The following is a 16,337-nucleotide window of genomic DNA, read 5'->3' as shown; positions in this document are numbered from 1 at the left end:
TGCATGCGTAGAGTTCTATTAGTAACACTATTCTCTGTTTTCTGTTCACTGTTCGCTGCGAATGCTCAGGTGGGTGAATATCGCACAGACTTTGCCTTGGGCGTGAACGGGGGCTACGTGTTGAGCAATATCTCGTTTGTTCCGAAGGTACCCCAGTCGATGCTGGGCGGTGTGACTGGCGGACTATCGGCCAGATATACCTGTGAGAAGTACTTCAACAGCATCTGTGCCGTGGTGGCAGAGTTTAACTATGCGCAGATAGGTTGGAAAGAGAATATCCTGGACATGAACGACAAGCCCGTTCCGCTGCATACTGATCCTTCGCAGAACCTCAGTTATACGAGGAAGATGACGTATGTGCAGGTGCCCTTGCTGGCAAGGATGGGCTGGGGGCGTGAGCGCAATGGGTTTCAGGCGTTTATCCACCTGGGACCGCAGTTCGGTATGTTCCTTAGTGAGAAGACGGAGAGTAATTTCGATGTACACGACCCTGCCTTTAATCCGAAAGTAGATGACAAGGGCTATTACAGTCCAGACTATCTGTATGGTGATAAACGAGCTAGTCAGGTGGTTGCACAGGACTCGATGGCTGTAGAGAATAAGTTTGACTATGGCATTGCTGTGGGTGCAGGCTTGGAATACAGCAACCGCCACTTCGGCCATTTCATGGTGGAGGCGCGCTATTATTATGGGTTGGGGAATATCTACGGCTCGACGAAGCGTGACTACTTTGGCCGATCTAACTTTGGCAACATCGTTATTAAATGTACGTACCTCTTTGATATTATCAGGACCAAAAATTCTAAAATTAAATAATCATGTTTGAAGGACAACCTAAAGGTTTATTTGCGTTGGCATTGGCCAACACGGGCGAGCGATTCGGCTATTATACGATGCTCGCAGTCTTTGCATTGTTTCTCCGTGCAAACTACGGACTCGATGCTGGTTGGGCAGGAGAGATCTACAGTGATTTCCTCATGCTCGTGTATTTCCTCCCCATCGTAGGTGGTTGGCTGGCTGACCGTTTCGGTTTCGGCCGTATGGTGACCATCGGTATCCTGATAATGTTTGCGGGTTACCTGTTACTCTCCGTACCCCTCGGTGGCGACACCTTTGCCCTGATTGTGATGTTGGTGGCTCTGGTGCTCATCGGCTTCGGAACGGGACTTTTCAAAGGTAACCTCCAGGTGATGGTGGGCGACCTTTACAATGACCCGAAGTATGCTAACAAGCGTGATGCGGGCTTCTCTTTGTTCTATATGGCCATCAATATTGGTGCGCTGTTTGCACCGACGGCAGCTGTACGTATCATGGAGTGGTCGCAGCAGAACCTCGGCACAAGCGTGAACGATAGTTATCACTTCGCCTTTGCCATCGCCTGTGCTTCGCTTATTCTGTCTATCGCCATCTACTATATCTTCCGCGGCACCTTCCGTCATGTAGAGGGTGGCAAGGGTAAGGCCGACAAGGCTCAGGCTGCCAGCACGGAGCCAGAACTGAGCAAGGAGGAGACGACCCAACGCGTGGTAGCCCTGTGTCTGGTGTTTGCCGTGGTAATCTTCTTCTGGATGGCTTTCCACCAGAACGGATTGTCGCTGACTTACTTCGCAGACGAGTTTACGGCTAAGTCGGCTACGGGTGCTGATACCATGCCGTTCGATGTGATAAACTTGGTAATGATCATCTTTATCGTCTATGCTGGTTTCTCACTTTTCCAGAGCAAGACTTCAAAGGGCAAGGGCATCTCTGCCGCCATCATCGTAGTGGCACTTGGTGTGCTGTACTATAAGTATACACAGGCTACTGGCGAGGTGGCCATCTCTGCACCTATCTTCCAGCAGTTCAATCCCTTCTATGTGGTAGCTCTCACACCAGTTTCAATGGCGATATTCGCTTCGTTGGCATCTAAAGGCAAAGAACCCACGCCACCACGTAAGATTGCCTATGGCATGCTGGTGGCTGCATCGGCCTTTATCGTGATGATGCTGGCCTCTCAGGGATTGTTAACGCCAAATGAGCAGAAGGAGGCTGGTGACGCCGCTTCGTTTGTTTCGCCTTACTGGCTGATTGGTACCTATCTGATTCTGACATTTGGTGAGTTGCTTCTGAGCCCCATGGGTATCTCGTTTGTATCGAAGGTGGCTCCTCCGAAATTGAAGGGTCTGATGATGGGTGGCTGGTTTGTGTCTACGGCTATTGGTAATAAGCTGGTAGGTGTTGGCGGCTATCTCTGGGGTGACATCCCTCTGACCATTGTATGGGGTGTGTTTATTGCTGTTTGCGTGGTGGCTGCCATCTTTATGTTTGCTATGATGAAACGACTCGAGAAGGTTTGCTAGATGATATCGTTTATCCCATTCCTAGTACTGATCGTACTTATCACATGTTGCGTTACCGTATTTGGTAGCGCAACATTGGATGGTGCCTCACAGGTCTCGCTATTGGCTGCATCAGCCGTCAGTGTGCTGATTGGTCATTTCTCGAAACGGCTGGAATGGGAGAATCTTGAAAAGGAGCTCACCAACAAGATTGCCAGCTGTACACCGGCAATCATCATCCTGCTGCTGATTGGAGCCATTGGTGGCACGTGGATGGTGTCGGGCATTGTGCCTACCATGATTTATTATGGTATGCAGATTATCCGTCCGGAGGTGTTTTTCGTCAGCAGCAGCCTGCTTTGTGCATTGGTTAGTCTGATGATTGGTTCATCATGGACTACAGTGGCTACAATTGGTTTGGCTCTGATGGGTATTGGCAAGGCTCATGGTTTCGAAGATGGGTGGATTGCGGGTTCCATCATTACTGGGGCCTATTTTGGTGACAAGCTATCGCCACTCTCTGACACCACCGTGCTGGCGTCGAGTGTTTCAGGTACACCGCTGTTTACACATATCCGCTATATGCTTTTTACCACGGTACCAACCTTCTGCATCTCACTTCTTATTTTCCTGATTGCAGGCTTTACGATGGATGTGCAGGGACATGGTAATGTGGCAGAGTTTATGGACGGTTTGCAACAGACGTTCGTGATTTCCCCCTGGCTGCTGATAGTACCTGTGTTGACGGGTATCATGATTGCCCGCCGTTGGCCATCGATGGTGGTACTGTTCTTGGCCATCTTTTTGGCAGCAGTCGTTGGGTTGCTGGTACAGTCTTCACTTGTCCACACCATTTCCGGATCGGAGGGTGTGGGATTCCTGGCATCGTATAAGGGAATAATGCAGGTCTGCTATGGCTCGACGAACATTGAGACAGGTGTGCCCATGTTGAATGAACTTGTGCATACCAGTGGCATGGCGGGAATGATGCCCACCATCTGGCTGATTATCTGTGCCCAGACATTCGGTGGCGCTCTGACAGCTACAGGACAGTTGCGGGATGTGATGCGGATTGTTCTCAAGGGGGTAAGGGGTGCTGCGTCGTTGGTGGCCTCTACGGTCGGTACGGCCATTTTTTGTAATATTGCCACGGCTGATCAATATCTGTCGATTATGCTGTCCAGTTCGATGTTTAAGGATACTTATCGTGAGAAGGGTTACGAACCCCGTCTGCTTAGTCGTAGCTGTGAGGATGGTGCTACAGTGACTTCCGTGTTGGTACCTTGGAATACTTGTGGACTGACGCAAAGTACGGTGCTAGGTGTGGCTACACTGACTTATCTGCCTTATTGCTTCTTTAACTATCTGTCGCCTCTTACGAGTATTGTGGTGGCGTCCATCGGCTGGAAAATCAAGCGGGTTGTCACCCAGAATGATAAATGATGAATGAAAAATGATAAAGCATAATTGGGATGTATTTATAAAAAGCTTTGTATGTTTATCATTCATCATTTATTATTCATCCTTTAACCCTGTAAGGGCGCAGTCGCTGACTTTCGTTGAATTGAACTGCGAGAATCTTTTTGACTATCGTCACGACGAGGGCAAGGATGATACGGAGTATCTTCCAGAAGCAACCCGCCATTGGACGAAGAAACGTTATTGGCGAAAACTGAACAACATTGCTCAGGAAATTCTTTCTTGTTCGGAAGATGGCATCCCTGATTTGATTGCCCTTTGTGAGGTGGAAAACGATAGTGCACTACATGATCTGACAAAGCGCTCGCTATTACGTAATGCTGGCTATGAATACTTGATGACTTCTTCGCCCGATTTTCGTGGTATTGATGTGGCACTGCTGTATTCGTCATTCTCGTTTGCCCCCATCCGTAGTTATCCTATCCGAGTTACTCCCATTGAGGGCATGCGTCCCACCAGAGATTTGCTTTATGTCTGTGGCGAGACGAGTTCGGGAGATACGCTCCACGTTTTTGTGGCTCATTTGCCAAGTCGGTTTGGTGGCGAACGCTATAGTCGACCGTTCCGTCAAACTGCAGCAGAGCGGCTCTGTCAGTCAATAGACTCCATTTATGCCATTTCACCTGAGGCGAAACTCCTGATAGCTGGTGACTTCAATGATGGTCCTGACGGTCCTGTACTCCAACAGATTTGTCAGCATGGTCTATATAATCTCACTAAGGATGCACATGGAGCCAACGACGTTAAGGGCACCTACCGCTATAAAGGCGAGTGGGAGAACATTGATCACATTCTCGGTAGTCCTCATATATATAATAAGGTGGAAACAGCGCGTATCCATTCTCCTAAGTTTTTATTAGAAGACGAACGTATCTATGGAGGTTTCAAACCCCGCCGCACCTATAACGGCATGCGCTATCAGCCTGGTTATAGTGATCACCTGCCTCTCGTTGTCCAATTTTTATTAAATTAGCTACTTTTTTTTGTTTATATTATTTTTAGTTTGTATATTTGCATAATAATATATGAGAATATGCAAAAAAGACTTGTATCCCTTGATGTGCTAAGAGGATTGGATATATTCTTTCTTGTTGTACTGTACCCAGTCGTATCAAGTATAGAATATGCAAATAATGAACTGTTTTCCTACTTAATACCTTTTTTCTTGCACTCAGACTGGAATGGCTTCTCTTTTTGGGATATTGTGATGCCTTTGTTTATGTTTATGTCGGGTGTAACTATTCCATATTCTCTAGGGAAATATCGTGAAAAATCTGCCACGTATCATATATATTTGAGACTAATCAGGCGAGTAATCCTTTTATGGATTATAGGAATGATGATTCAAGGAAATCTGCTTGGTTTTGACCCCAATTTGATTTTTATTTATACTAATGTCCTTCAGGCTATTGCGGTAGGTTATTTCATTTCCTCATTATTATATTTGAATGTGAGTGTTAAGTCTCAAATATGCGTAGCTGTTATATTGCTCTTGGCATATTGGGGCATAATGGAGTTTGTGACTATAAATGGATATGGTGGAGGTGACTATACTCCTCAGAGAAATCTTTCAGAATATGTAGATCGTGTCGTTCTTGGTAGATTTCGTGATTGTGCGCGTGTGATAGATGGTAAAGTTGTATTTCTTCCTTCATATACTTATACTTGGATTTTAAGTAGTTTGAATTTTGTTGTTACAATTTTATCTGGGCTTTTTGCTGGTGAGATATTGAGATCAACAATGTCAAATCGAAGAAAGCTTTGGTTGATGTTCGGGATGGGTATTGCGTGGTCTGTTGTTGGATGGATATTGAACATGGTCCATCCTGTCAACAAACACATATGGACCAGTTCTTTCACTTTAGTGAGTAGTGGCTACTGTATGTTATTAATGTGGCTTTTTTATTATTGGATAGATTGTTGTGGTCACAAGAAGTTCTTGGTTTTATTTATGGTATATGGTATGAATAGCATTACAGCATATGTGCTGACTGAAATACCAAATGTTACAAAGCGACTTACGATAATCAGTAATGCTTTATTTCATCCCATTGAGCCTTATGTAGGGGAGTACTATCAGGTAATAATTGCAGGATCAAATGTTTTTATTATATATTTAGTACTCTACTTTATGTATAAGAAGAAAATATATTTGCGTTTATAAAAAAGATTAAAGCGTAAAGATACTATATTTCTTTGTCTGTGGAATAAACTCTGGGCTGAATAAATCACGGGAAGGCTTGTATTCTTGAGTTTTAATCCCTGCTAGTCTGAATAGCAAATGGCACACGTTGTCAGTGGTAAATTCTCTCTCTAGGCACTGTCCGATATTTTGCCATTCATCATTGTGCTTTTGTTTCCATTGGTCAGAACACCATACGACAAATGGTATTTCGAATTGATATTTTAATTGTTGAGGAGTGATGTCTGCTTTCCCAAAAACAAACCTACCACATGAGTTCTTATAATCATAAATTTCTTCTCCATGGTCTGGAAAGTACACAAGAATAGCATTCTTGTTTCGGAATAGATTCATGACATGGAAAACCACTTCATCATTATATAGTGTAGCGTTGTCATAGTCTGCAATAGCTTGACGGCTTTCATTATTTAAATAGCTAGCTTTGCTTCTAACGTCTTTGATAGAAAACACTTTATGCTTGCTGTCATTGGGGAATTGAGTGTTTGCAGGTAAATGCTGACCCCACAAATGAAAGACAATAAGATTCTTCTTGCCAAGCTTTGACAATTTTTTATTCTCAAAATCAGAAATCAGGCCATCGTCATACGCATATCCTTTCTCATTGACTTCAGTATATGCCATTTGCATGATTCGATCATTATACATTACCGAGTTGAGTGTGAAACTCCAAGGATAGTTATGATCTTGCTGATATTGATTATCCCAAAGATACACGTTGTAACCGGCTTTTTTAAAAAGTGCAGGGAAGAAAGGTGAGTTATACCATTGCTCGCTTTCATGAACATTATTACAACATAGAACATTCTTCAGGACAATACTTGTCATGTTGTGCGGAGCTTTCACATTGGTAAATGCATATAGGTTGCCTTTGTCTCTCTCTCTACATTGTAAGGGGGTTGTGTTAGGGAGATAGTTGTATAGGCCAGAGTGGTATTTGTTATATGATTCTCCGATGATTAAAACGATGTCTAATGAGTCATTGTTAATTGATGCCACATGGTTTAGATTCCTTTCTGTCGTCTCGACCATAGCATGTATTTGTTTTCCAGAAAGATAAATAGCATTGATGGAATAACAAAGGTTACCAATAGGCATTCTTTTATAGAACAAATTATTTATAATCCATCGCTCAGAATAGTATGGATTATCATTCGCAAAAAGAGTATTGTATCTGCCTATTGCACTCGAACCAAATATGACTCCAAAGAGAAGTGTCAGTGAGAGAACAATTCTGAGATACTTGCTCTCCATCTTTTTTGAGATATAACTGTTGTAATATTCGCCAATAATTGTCGCGACTAGGAAAACAACAACGACAAAGATGGTTTTATAGGATGCGGGGGTAGTAAGATAAGTCTCAAAGAAACCAGAGATCTCTTTGTTATTTGTTTCTGCAAGAATCAAGACTATATTAGGAGTAATATCGGTGCTATATGCATAATAGAGATAAGAGTTAATGATGTATATAATGAATAGGAAAATGTATATCAATATCTTGAAATATATTTTTCGAAGCACCCATGAAAGGATGCAGAAGATAGATGCCATGAAAACAATCTCACCATATGCCTTTACCATTGCAGAGGCCGTATTCTCATGAAACAGGTATTGATGGTATGCAATATCTAAAATCCCTAATAATAATGTGGATATGATAAAAAGAGGAATATTATGTATGAATGGTTTTAAAAGACGTTTCATTTCTGTACTATTTTCTGATATTAGGCAATTGAAGGCCGTAGGATTTCTTGCGGTCTACGATGAGCATGGCGATGGCGGTGAGGGCGGCACCGAGGGCTGTAAAGCCGAAGATGAGCATCGAGGTGGTGTAGGTGGGGTCTGTCTCGTTGGCCTTGCCCACACACATGGGGATGATGGCACGCCCGAAGTTCTGTATGAAGAAGATCATCGAGTAGGCTGTACCCAGACATTTCAGGGGAATGATCTTGGGTACGCAGGGCCACAGGGCAGCAGGAGCCAGAGAGTAGCCAATCGAGAGAATCACCATCAGGGCGATGGCAACCGTGCTGCTGTGGATAGGCAGTGAGAATCCGAAATGAACAGCAGTGAGCATCAGGGCGCCAATGATGACGAGCGTCACCCCTTTCCCGTATTTGTCGTAGATGAGTCCGAAGAGTGGTGTCATCAGGATGGTGCCAAAGGGTGCAATGCTGGAGAAGAAGCCTGCGATATCCGTATCCACACCATATTTCATCACCATCAGCTTGGTAGAGAATTTCAGGAATGGCGATACAGCAGAATAGAAGAGCACACAGAAAAGTGTAATCAGCCAGAAGCCCGGATTGCGTAGGGTGATGCCAATGTCTGCCAGACGGAACTCCTCTGATTTGTCTGCCTCACAGGAGTAACCTGAGGCATCCAGTCTGCGATCCATGACGCAGAACACCAGGAAAGCCAACAATCCGATGATGAGGAATGCCAAAGCCACGAGCAGAGGTGTTGACAACACAAAGTGGCGTGCTATGGGGGCAGAGATACTCAGGGCTGCAGCTGTGCCAAGACGGGCCATCGCTAACTGAAGTCCCATGGCGAGTGCCAGTTCATGCCCCGTAAACCATCGTACCATCGCCTTCGAAACAGAGATACCTGTCATCTCGTAACCTACGCCAAACACAGCAAAGCCAAGTGATGCCCAGGCTGCTGAGGCTGGCAGATGCGTACTGAAAAACGTAAAGTCAGCCCCTCCGAAATCAGTTGTCACAGCATAGTACTTGACCAATGTGCCCACCACCATCAGACTACAGGCCAGGGTTCCCGTAAAGCGGATGCCCATCTTGTCGAGAATCAGTCCCGAGAAGAAGAGCATCAGCAGGAACACATTGATAAAGCTCCCTGCTCCGGAGAAGAACCCATAGTCTGACGGACTCCAGCCAAGTCCACCTTGTTTTATGGGCAACTCAAGCAGTGTCTCCAGTGGCGACATGACATCGTTCACGAAGTAGCCCATCATCATAGCCGTTGCTACGATAAATAGCACCGTCCATCTCGCGATAGGCGAATCGTTCAGTCTTTTGATAATCGTCTCTGCCACCAGCTGTTTCGTTTATTTCTTCTTTACAGGATCACAGGTCAGGCCACAACCCAGTTTCTTGAAGATCTTACGGTCTACCTCACTCAACATGACAGTGGTATGTACCTGACAACCACGCAGTTTCGGTAATTGTGCCAAGGCCTTGCGGCAATTTTCATCGTGGGTAGAGAGCACGCTCAAGGCTACGAGCACCTCGTCGGTATGCAGACGTGGATTCTTACCTCCCAAGTATTCAATCTTTGTCTTCTGAACAGGCTCGATGAGGCTCTGAGGAATCAGTTTCGACTCATGGTCGATCTCTGCCAGATGCTTGGTGGCGTTGAGCAGAAGGGCTGCACTACAACCCAGAAGTGGCGTAGATTTGGCTGTGATGATGGTTCCATCTTCCAACTCAATGGCTGCTGCCTGTTGTCCTGTTTCCAGTTTTTTCTCGTATGCAGCTGTGGTTACAGGGCGGAAGGCTGTGGTGATTTTGGCCTGATTGAAGAGCATACGAATCTTGTTCACCTCGCTCTCATTGTCAGCGCCATCAGCCATCTTATTGGTGGCGTCATAGAAACGACGGATAATCTCATCCTTCGAAGCCTTGCAGCAAACCTCATCGTCGCTGATGCAGAAACCAATCATGTTAACACCCATATCTGTGGGTGACTTATAAGGATTCTCACCATAGATACCTTCGAAGAGTGCATTCAGAACTGGGAAAATCTCGATGTCGCGATTATAGTTGACAGCCGTCTTGTTATAGGCCTCCAGATGGAAGGGGTCAATCATGTTCACATCGTTCAAGTCGGCAGTAGCTGCCTCGTAGGCGATGTTCACAGGGTGTTTCAGAGGCAGGTTCCAAACGGGGAAAGTCTCGAACTTGGCGTAACCAGCATGGATGCCGCGCTTGTTCTCATTGTAAAGCTGAGAAAGACAAGTAGCCATCTTGCCACTACCTGGACCAGGAGCCGTAACGATAACCAGCGGGCGTGAAGTCTCTACATAGTCGTTCTTGCCAAAGCCCTCGTCGCTGGCAATCAGCTCCACGTTGTGGGGATAGCCGTCGATGGGGTAGTGGACATACGACTTGATGCCCTCGCGCTCCAAACGATGGCGGAACTGATCGGCAGCATGCTGACCATTATAGTGGGTAATCACAACGCTGCCCACCATGAAGCTGCGACTCATAAACTCATCGCGCAGACGCAGCACATCCTCATCGTAGGTGATGCCGAGGTCGGCACGAACCTTGTTCTTCTCGATGTCATCCGCATTGACTACAATCACAATCTCAATGCTGTCGCGCAACTGGCCTAGCATGCGGAGCTTAGAGTCGGGCTTGAAACCAGGCAGAACACGTGATGCATGGTGGTCGTCAAACAGCTTTCCCCCCAACTCCATGTAGAGCTTGCCATCAAACTGAGCAATGCGCTCCTTGATATGCTCAGACTGTATCTTGAGATATTTCTCGTTATCGAAACCTGTTTTCATACTATTCTTGGATGTTTGGAAGTTCAAGACCAATACCTTTCTTCTTATCTACCACCTTCAGCACGAAGCCTAAGATGAGGGCTGCCACACCCAGCGATGCCAGCATCACCAGAGGCGCAGTATAGTCGAACTGCGTAGGATCGGTTACGCCAGGATTCGTCTTGTCGAGCACCTTGCCAATGAGCAGTGGGAACAGCCACAGACCAATGTTCTGGATCCAGAAAATCAGGGCATAGGCAGAACCTATCACCTTGGCATCCACCAACTTAGGCACTGAAGGCCAAAGCGAGGCAGGTACCAGTGAGAAGCTGGCACCCAGTACTAAAATTGTGGTGTAGGCGATGATGATGCCCCCCACGGCATTACCCTTGAACATGGGCAGGACAAAGGCGAAGGTCAGATGGCAGGCAATCAGCAGAATGCTTCCCAGTACCAGCATCGAAGCGGCCTTTCCATGATGGTCGAGATAAGAACCCAGGATGGGCGTAATCAGCACAGCCAGCAAGGGGAACACAGCAAAGATGCTCTCAGCAGACTGGCGCATGAAACCCATATAACAATAGGTAATCAGAGCCACAATCGAGAGGCCCAGCAGGCCATACTTCAGGTTGGCCTTCTTCTGGAAATTGGAGGCGAAACCAGCAGCAGCTACAATCAGCATGATGACATACTGTACGATGGTTACGCTCGATGAAGCCCAGAATGAATCGGCATCAGGAGCCGTCAGCGTCAGGTTGCACTGCAGCATGTTCACCGCATATTTCTGGAAGGGGAAGATGGCTGAATAGTAGAGCACGCAGAGCAGGGCCACAATCCAGAAACCTGCATCCGTCAGGATCTTACCCAGGTCGGAGATCTTAAACGGATCATCCTTCTCCTCAGCCTCTCCAGTCTGCGAGTCGAGCTTCTGGTCCATGAAGAAATAGACGATGGTCATGATAAGAGCGATGCACATCAGCACCACACCAAAGGCCACAGAACGGCTCACGCTTACCTCGCCACCCAGACGGGCGAAGAAGGGCGAGAAGATCATACAGGTGGCTACACCCAGACGGGCCAGTGCCATCTCAGAACCCATGGCCAGCGCCATCTCACGACCCTTGAACCATTTCACGATTCCTCTTGAAACGGTGATTCCTGCCATCTCACATCCACATCCGAAGATCATGAATCCGCAAGCGGCAAACTTGGCTGAAGCGGGCATGCCCTCGTAGAAGGGAGAAACGCCTAATTCGTCGAAAACAGGAATGTAGTTAAGGTTGTTGGTAAACCACGTCTCGAGTCCGCTTCCCATAAAGCTCTCGCTCACGGCATACCATTTCACACAGGCACCCACCAGCATCACAGCAGCAGAGAGCACAGCCGTAAAACGAACGCCCATTTTGTCGAGGATGATACCTGCGAAGATGAGGAAGAACACGAATACGTTGAGGAACACCTCCGAGCCCTGCATGGTTCCGAATGCCGTAGAGTCCCAACCACGGGTCTCCTGCATCAGGTCCTTGATGGGCGAGAGGATATCCATAAAGATATAGCTGCAGAACATCGCCATGGCGAGCAGCAGCAATGCGGTCCACCTCATTCCGGCAGAGTCGCGTAAAGTTTTTTGAATTGCTTGAGTCATTATCCTTTTTCTTTTTATTTTGCCTCTATAGGTTTACTCCGACTAAAGTCCCACTTTACTCCGAGTAAAGTCCGGTTTTACTCCGACTAAACTCCCAGCTTATTTCAACCAGCGGTCCAGCCAGTTAAAGAAGGTCCTCTGCCAGAGCACGCCGTTCTGGGGTTTCAGCACCCAATGGTTCTCATCAGGGAAGATGAGCAACTCTGCAGGAATACCCTTCATGCGAGCGGCATTGAAGGCCGACATACCCTGAGTGGCATTGATGCGATAATCCTTCTCACCATGGATGCAGAGGATGGGGGTATCCCACTTTTCAACCATCTTATGTGGGGAATTATGGTATGTCTCCTTGGCGTTGGGCAACTGCGGACGATGCCAGTATGCCTCGTCGTACTCCCAGTTGGAGAACCAGTTCTCTTCTGTCTCAGTATACATGGCTGCCAGATTGAAAGCACCATCGTGGGCGATGAAAGCCTTGAAGCGCTTTTCGTGGACACCAGCCAGATAGTAAACGCTGAAACCTCCGAACGAGGCACCAACAGCACCCAGATGATCCTTGTCTACATAGGGCAGATTCTCTGCTGCATCGTCGATTGCAGCCAGATAGTCTTTGATGCACTGGCCTGTCCAGTCGCCTGAGATTTCCTCAAGCCATTCCTGTCCGAATCCAGGCAATCCACGACGGTTGGGAGCCACCACCACATAGCCCTGAGAGGCCATGATCATGAAGTTCCAGCGATAGCTCCAGAACTGGGAAACAGGACTCTGAGGACCACCCTCGCAGAACAGCAGGGTGGGGTACTTCTTGGTCTTGTCGAAGTTTGGTGGCAGGATGATCCAGGTGAGCATCTCCTTACCGTCGCTGGTCTTAACCCAACGCTTCTCGAAGGTGGGCTTTGCCAACTGGTCGAGGATGTGCTTATTCTCGAAGGTGAGCTGAGCAATCTCAGTCTTCTCGGGCTTCTTGAAGTTGGGTGTTACGATATAGAGATCGGCTGGCGAAACGAAGTTGTGGCGCTCCATCAGCAGCTGTTTGCCATTGTTCATCAGGTGGATGGATCCGAAGTCTGCATCATTGTTGGTCATCTGCTTCAGCTCGCCCTTCCAGTTAATGGCATAGAGGTTCTCTGTAGCATGCCATACACCAATGAAGTAAATCATGGCATCCTTTGAGTCGCTCCATACGAAATCGTCTACGCCAGAGTCAAAACTTTCTGTGACGTATTTCTTGTCGCCAGTGGATAAGTCGTAGATACACAGGCGGTTACGGTCGGCCTCATAACCATTGCGCTCCATCGAGAGCCAAGCGATACACTTGCCGTCAGGAGAGAACTTAGGGTTGGTGTCATAACCCACATTGTTCTTCAGATTCTCTTTGTCGTTCACTTTCTGATACTTCATCGAGACGGTGGGATTGATCTCTGGCTCCACATAGTCTGCAGGCTTGCAGAGGTTCTTCGTCTCGCGCGTACCTATTTTATATATATAGATGTCAGAATCCGTCGAGATGCTGTAAGCCAGACCCGTCTTCTTCCTGCAAGTATAGGCGATGGACTTTGAGTCAGGGCTCCAAGCCAACTGCTCCATACCTCCAAAGGGCTCCATCGGACACTCGTAGGGCTCGCCCTCCAGCATGTCCACACCGTCCTTGATACCATCCTCTGTCACATCGGCCACGAAGGGATGCTGTATCGACTCCACATAGTGATCCCAGTGGCGATACATCAGGTCAGTCACCAAACGGCCAGTAGCCTTAGGCAGGTCGTCTGGGTTCTTCTTGATAATCTCATAGAAGTCAATCGAGTGGAGCAGGATTACCTTCTTGCCGTCAGGTGAGAACTGATAGCCTTCGATATCCTTCGAGGTCTTCGAAATCTGCTTGCGGTCTGAACCGTCAGGATTCATGGTCCAGAGCTGACCTCCGGAAAGGAAGGCAATCTTACCCTGATACCAGCTGGGGTCTGTCTCACTCTTTGTGCCTGTGGTCAGCGTGGTGTTGCCTGTACCATCTGCATTGATGATGGCAATCTTCTGCTGACTCTTGTTGGCCTTCACACTATAGTAGCCCACCTGATAGACAATCTGCTTGCCATCAGCTGAAGCCTCGGCAGCACCAATGCGCCCCATGGCCCAAAGAGCCTCGGGGGTCATCAGGTTGCTGGTGAGCTTGATGTTCTGCTTTCCGATTTTCACGTCTTCTGCTTTAATTGGAGAACCTAGGAAAAGTAGGCCTGCCAGAATGATAACGATGTTTTTAGTTCTCATAATCTTATCTCTTTTGATTCTGGCGCTGACGCTGCAATTCCTCTGCCTGCTTCTGCATAGCCTCCAGACGTGCAGCCAGTCCGCTAGTCTTTTTGTTGGGGTTGTTCTTGTTTTCCTGATACTTCGCCTCAAGGATAGCCAGCAACTTCTCGTCGTTGGTCGTCTTGCGGAGCGTCCACATGATGGCAGCAGAGAAGAAGAGTGAGATGAAGTAGTAGAAGTTCAGACCTGAAGAGTAGTCATTGAACATGAAGAAGAACATGATGGGCATCAGGTACATCATCCATTGCATCATCTTCATCTGCTCAGCCTGCTGGCCTACCATCTGGTCCTTCTGCTGGCGCATGGTCATGTAGCTGTAGAGCACATTCGATACGCAGAAGAGGATACAGGTCAGGGAGAGGTGGTCGCCAATACCCCAAATCTGGGTTCCCCACTCAATGATGGGATCGTAGGTAGAGAGGTCGTCGATCCAAAGGAACGACTGGCGACGCAGCTGGATTGCGTTAGGCACGAAGTTGAACATGGCAATCCAGATAGGCATCTGGATCAGCATGGGCAGACAGCCGCTCAGGGGCGATACGCCATACTGGGAGTACATCTGCATCATGGCCTGCTGTTTCTTCATCGAGTCCTCAGGCTTGTCATACTGCTTGGTGGCCTCGTCGAGTTTTGGTTTCAGCACACGCATCTTGGCACTCGACATATAGCTCTTCTTCACCATGGGGAAGGTGATGGCCTTCAGCAATAGGGTGATCAGAATCAGTACGATACCCATGCCAAAGCCCCAAGAGGTGAGCCAGTCGAAGACGTAGATAGTGAAGAAACGGTTGATATAACGGAACAAGGGCCATCCGAGATAAACCAGCTGCTCCAGGTCGAGATCCTTGCCAAAGGTGCTCTGCTCCTCCACATCCTTAATCAGACGGAAGTCGTTGGGACCAATATACATCTCGAACTCCGTGGGATTCATACCTGAGGGATCGAAGCTGGTCTTCATCTTGGCATTAAACTGCTTCAGGAAGCCAGAGCCTTTCTCCTGCGGAATGCTCGTCATGAGTGAGTTGGCTGCAAATTCGCTCTTGGCAATAAGGGCTGCAGAGAAGAACTGGTTTTTGAAAGCTACCCAGTCGAGTTGCTCTTCAATCTTCTCGTCGATCTTCTCCGAAGTCTCGTTCAGGTAGTCTGTACCACCATTCTTCTCCTTATAGGTCAGGGTAGAGTAGCGGTTCTCAAAAGTAAAACCCTTCTCCTGCTGGCGCGCCATATCCGTCCACTCGATGTCCATCTCCTTATAGTTGGGAGCAAACATACCGTTCAGACCCTGAGCCTGGAGGTTGAAGTGCAGCATATAGTCTTTGCCCAGCTGGTAGTTCAAAACCAGACTTCCTCCGTTGCCAGCCTGGGCTGTCATCGTAACGGTAGAGTCAGTCACGTTCGAAGGTGTGAAATACAAATCCTGAGTGATGATGTTCTCCGACTTTCCTGCCAGCATGAAGTTCATCTGCTGGCTCTTCTCGTCGAAGAGCGTTACGTCCATCTTGTCATCGCGATCCTCAAAACCCTTGATGACTGCCTTGGCGATGCTGCCTCCTTTGGTATTGAAAGTCAGCTCAACCTTGTCGTTCTTCAGCACCACGGGCTGATTCTGTCCGTTCAGGGCCGAGAAGAAAAGGGCTGTGCTGTCGCCTTTGGCTGCAGCCTCTGCCTGGGCTTTCTTGGCTGCCTCGTTAGCCTGCTGCTGTCTGGCAGCGTTATCCTTAATGGCTGAGGCAATACTGTCTTGCTTACGTGCGGCCTCAATCTCCTCTGCAGAAGGCTGGTTCCACCAGCTGAAGCCGATGAGTACCAATGCAATGAGAACGAAGCCGATGATAGTGTCTCTGTTCATTTTCTATTTAATTTTTGATTCTATTTTTC

Annotated in this window: 11 protein-coding genes; 5 read left to right on the top strand and 6 right to left on the bottom strand. The window is 47.5% G+C overall.

Annotation, left to right across the window (positions count from 1 at the left end; all coding sequences use genetic code 11):
• Positions 1-3: 3 nt before the first annotated feature.
• From BMY16_RS15680 to BMY16_RS04635, 5 genes are read left to right on the top strand one after another with little or no spacing between them, the layout of a single operon-like run.
• Positions 4-816: a porin family protein gene (locus tag BMY16_RS15680; RefSeq protein WP_211839323.1), complete on the top strand. Its 813-nt coding sequence runs from the start codon at positions 4-6 to the stop codon at positions 814-816.
• 2 nt (positions 817-818) lie between these two features.
• Complete coding sequence (locus tag BMY16_RS04650; protein WP_091840432.1) at positions 819-2,339, top strand: peptide MFS transporter; 1,521 nt, start codon at positions 819-821, stop codon at positions 2,337-2,339.
• A complete protein-coding gene (locus BMY16_RS04645; protein ID WP_091840431.1) occupies positions 2,340-3,761 on the top strand; it encodes a Na+/H+ antiporter NhaC family protein in 1,422 nt (473 codons plus the stop codon).
• 10 nt (positions 3,762-3,771) lie between these two features.
• Positions 3,772-4,770: an endonuclease/exonuclease/phosphatase family protein gene (locus tag BMY16_RS04640; protein ID WP_244512878.1), complete on the top strand. Its 999-nt coding sequence runs from the start codon at positions 3,772-3,774 to the stop codon at positions 4,768-4,770.
• A gap of 60 nt (positions 4,771-4,830) precedes the next feature.
• The gene (locus BMY16_RS04635) at positions 4,831-5,961 is read left to right on the top strand and encodes an acyltransferase family protein (RefSeq protein WP_091840429.1); all 1,131 of its coding nucleotides are present in this window, start codon (positions 4,831-4,833) and stop codon (positions 5,959-5,961) included.
• Positions 5,962-5,967: 6 nt separating this feature from the next.
• Here BMY16_RS04635 and BMY16_RS04630 read toward each other — a convergent pair whose 3' ends face one another.
• From BMY16_RS04630 to yidC, 6 genes are all read right to left on the bottom strand, one after another.
• Positions 5,968-7,701, bottom strand: coding sequence for a phosphoethanolamine transferase (locus BMY16_RS04630; RefSeq protein WP_091840428.1), 1,734 nt, complete (start codon positions 7,699-7,701; stop codon positions 5,968-5,970).
• Between the two features lie 7 nt (positions 7,702-7,708).
• Positions 7,709-9,052: an MFS transporter gene (locus BMY16_RS04625; RefSeq protein ID WP_091840426.1), complete on the bottom strand. Its 1,344-nt coding sequence runs from the start codon at positions 9,050-9,052 to the stop codon at positions 7,709-7,711.
• A gap of 12 nt (positions 9,053-9,064) precedes the next feature.
• Entirely contained in the window at positions 9,065-10,528 is a 1,464-nt protein-coding gene (locus BMY16_RS04620) for a DUF1846 domain-containing protein (protein ID WP_091840425.1), read from the bottom strand.
• A gap of 1 nt (position 10,529) precedes the next feature.
• A complete protein-coding gene (locus BMY16_RS04615) occupies positions 10,530-12,152 on the bottom strand; it encodes an MFS transporter (protein WP_091840423.1) in 1,623 nt (540 codons plus the stop codon).
• Positions 12,153-12,251: 99 nt separating this feature from the next.
• Complete coding sequence (locus BMY16_RS04610) at positions 12,252-14,417, bottom strand: dipeptidyl-peptidase Dpp5 (RefSeq protein WP_091840422.1); 2,166 nt, start codon at positions 14,415-14,417, stop codon at positions 12,252-12,254.
• Between the two features lie 4 nt (positions 14,418-14,421).
• Positions 14,422-16,308 carry a membrane protein insertase YidC gene (yidC, locus tag BMY16_RS04605; protein ID WP_091840421.1) on the bottom strand — a complete coding sequence of 629 codons (1,887 nt, stop codon included), beginning with the start codon at positions 16,306-16,308 and terminating at the stop codon, positions 14,422-14,424.
• Between the last annotated feature and the right edge of the window lie 29 nt (positions 16,309-16,337).

Origin of the sequence: Prevotella sp. ne3005, from assembly GCF_900110085.1 — a bacterium.
GTDB lineage: Bacteria > Bacteroidota > Bacteroidia > Bacteroidales > Bacteroidaceae > Prevotella.
This window is presented reverse-complemented; position numbering and strand designations above follow the sequence as displayed.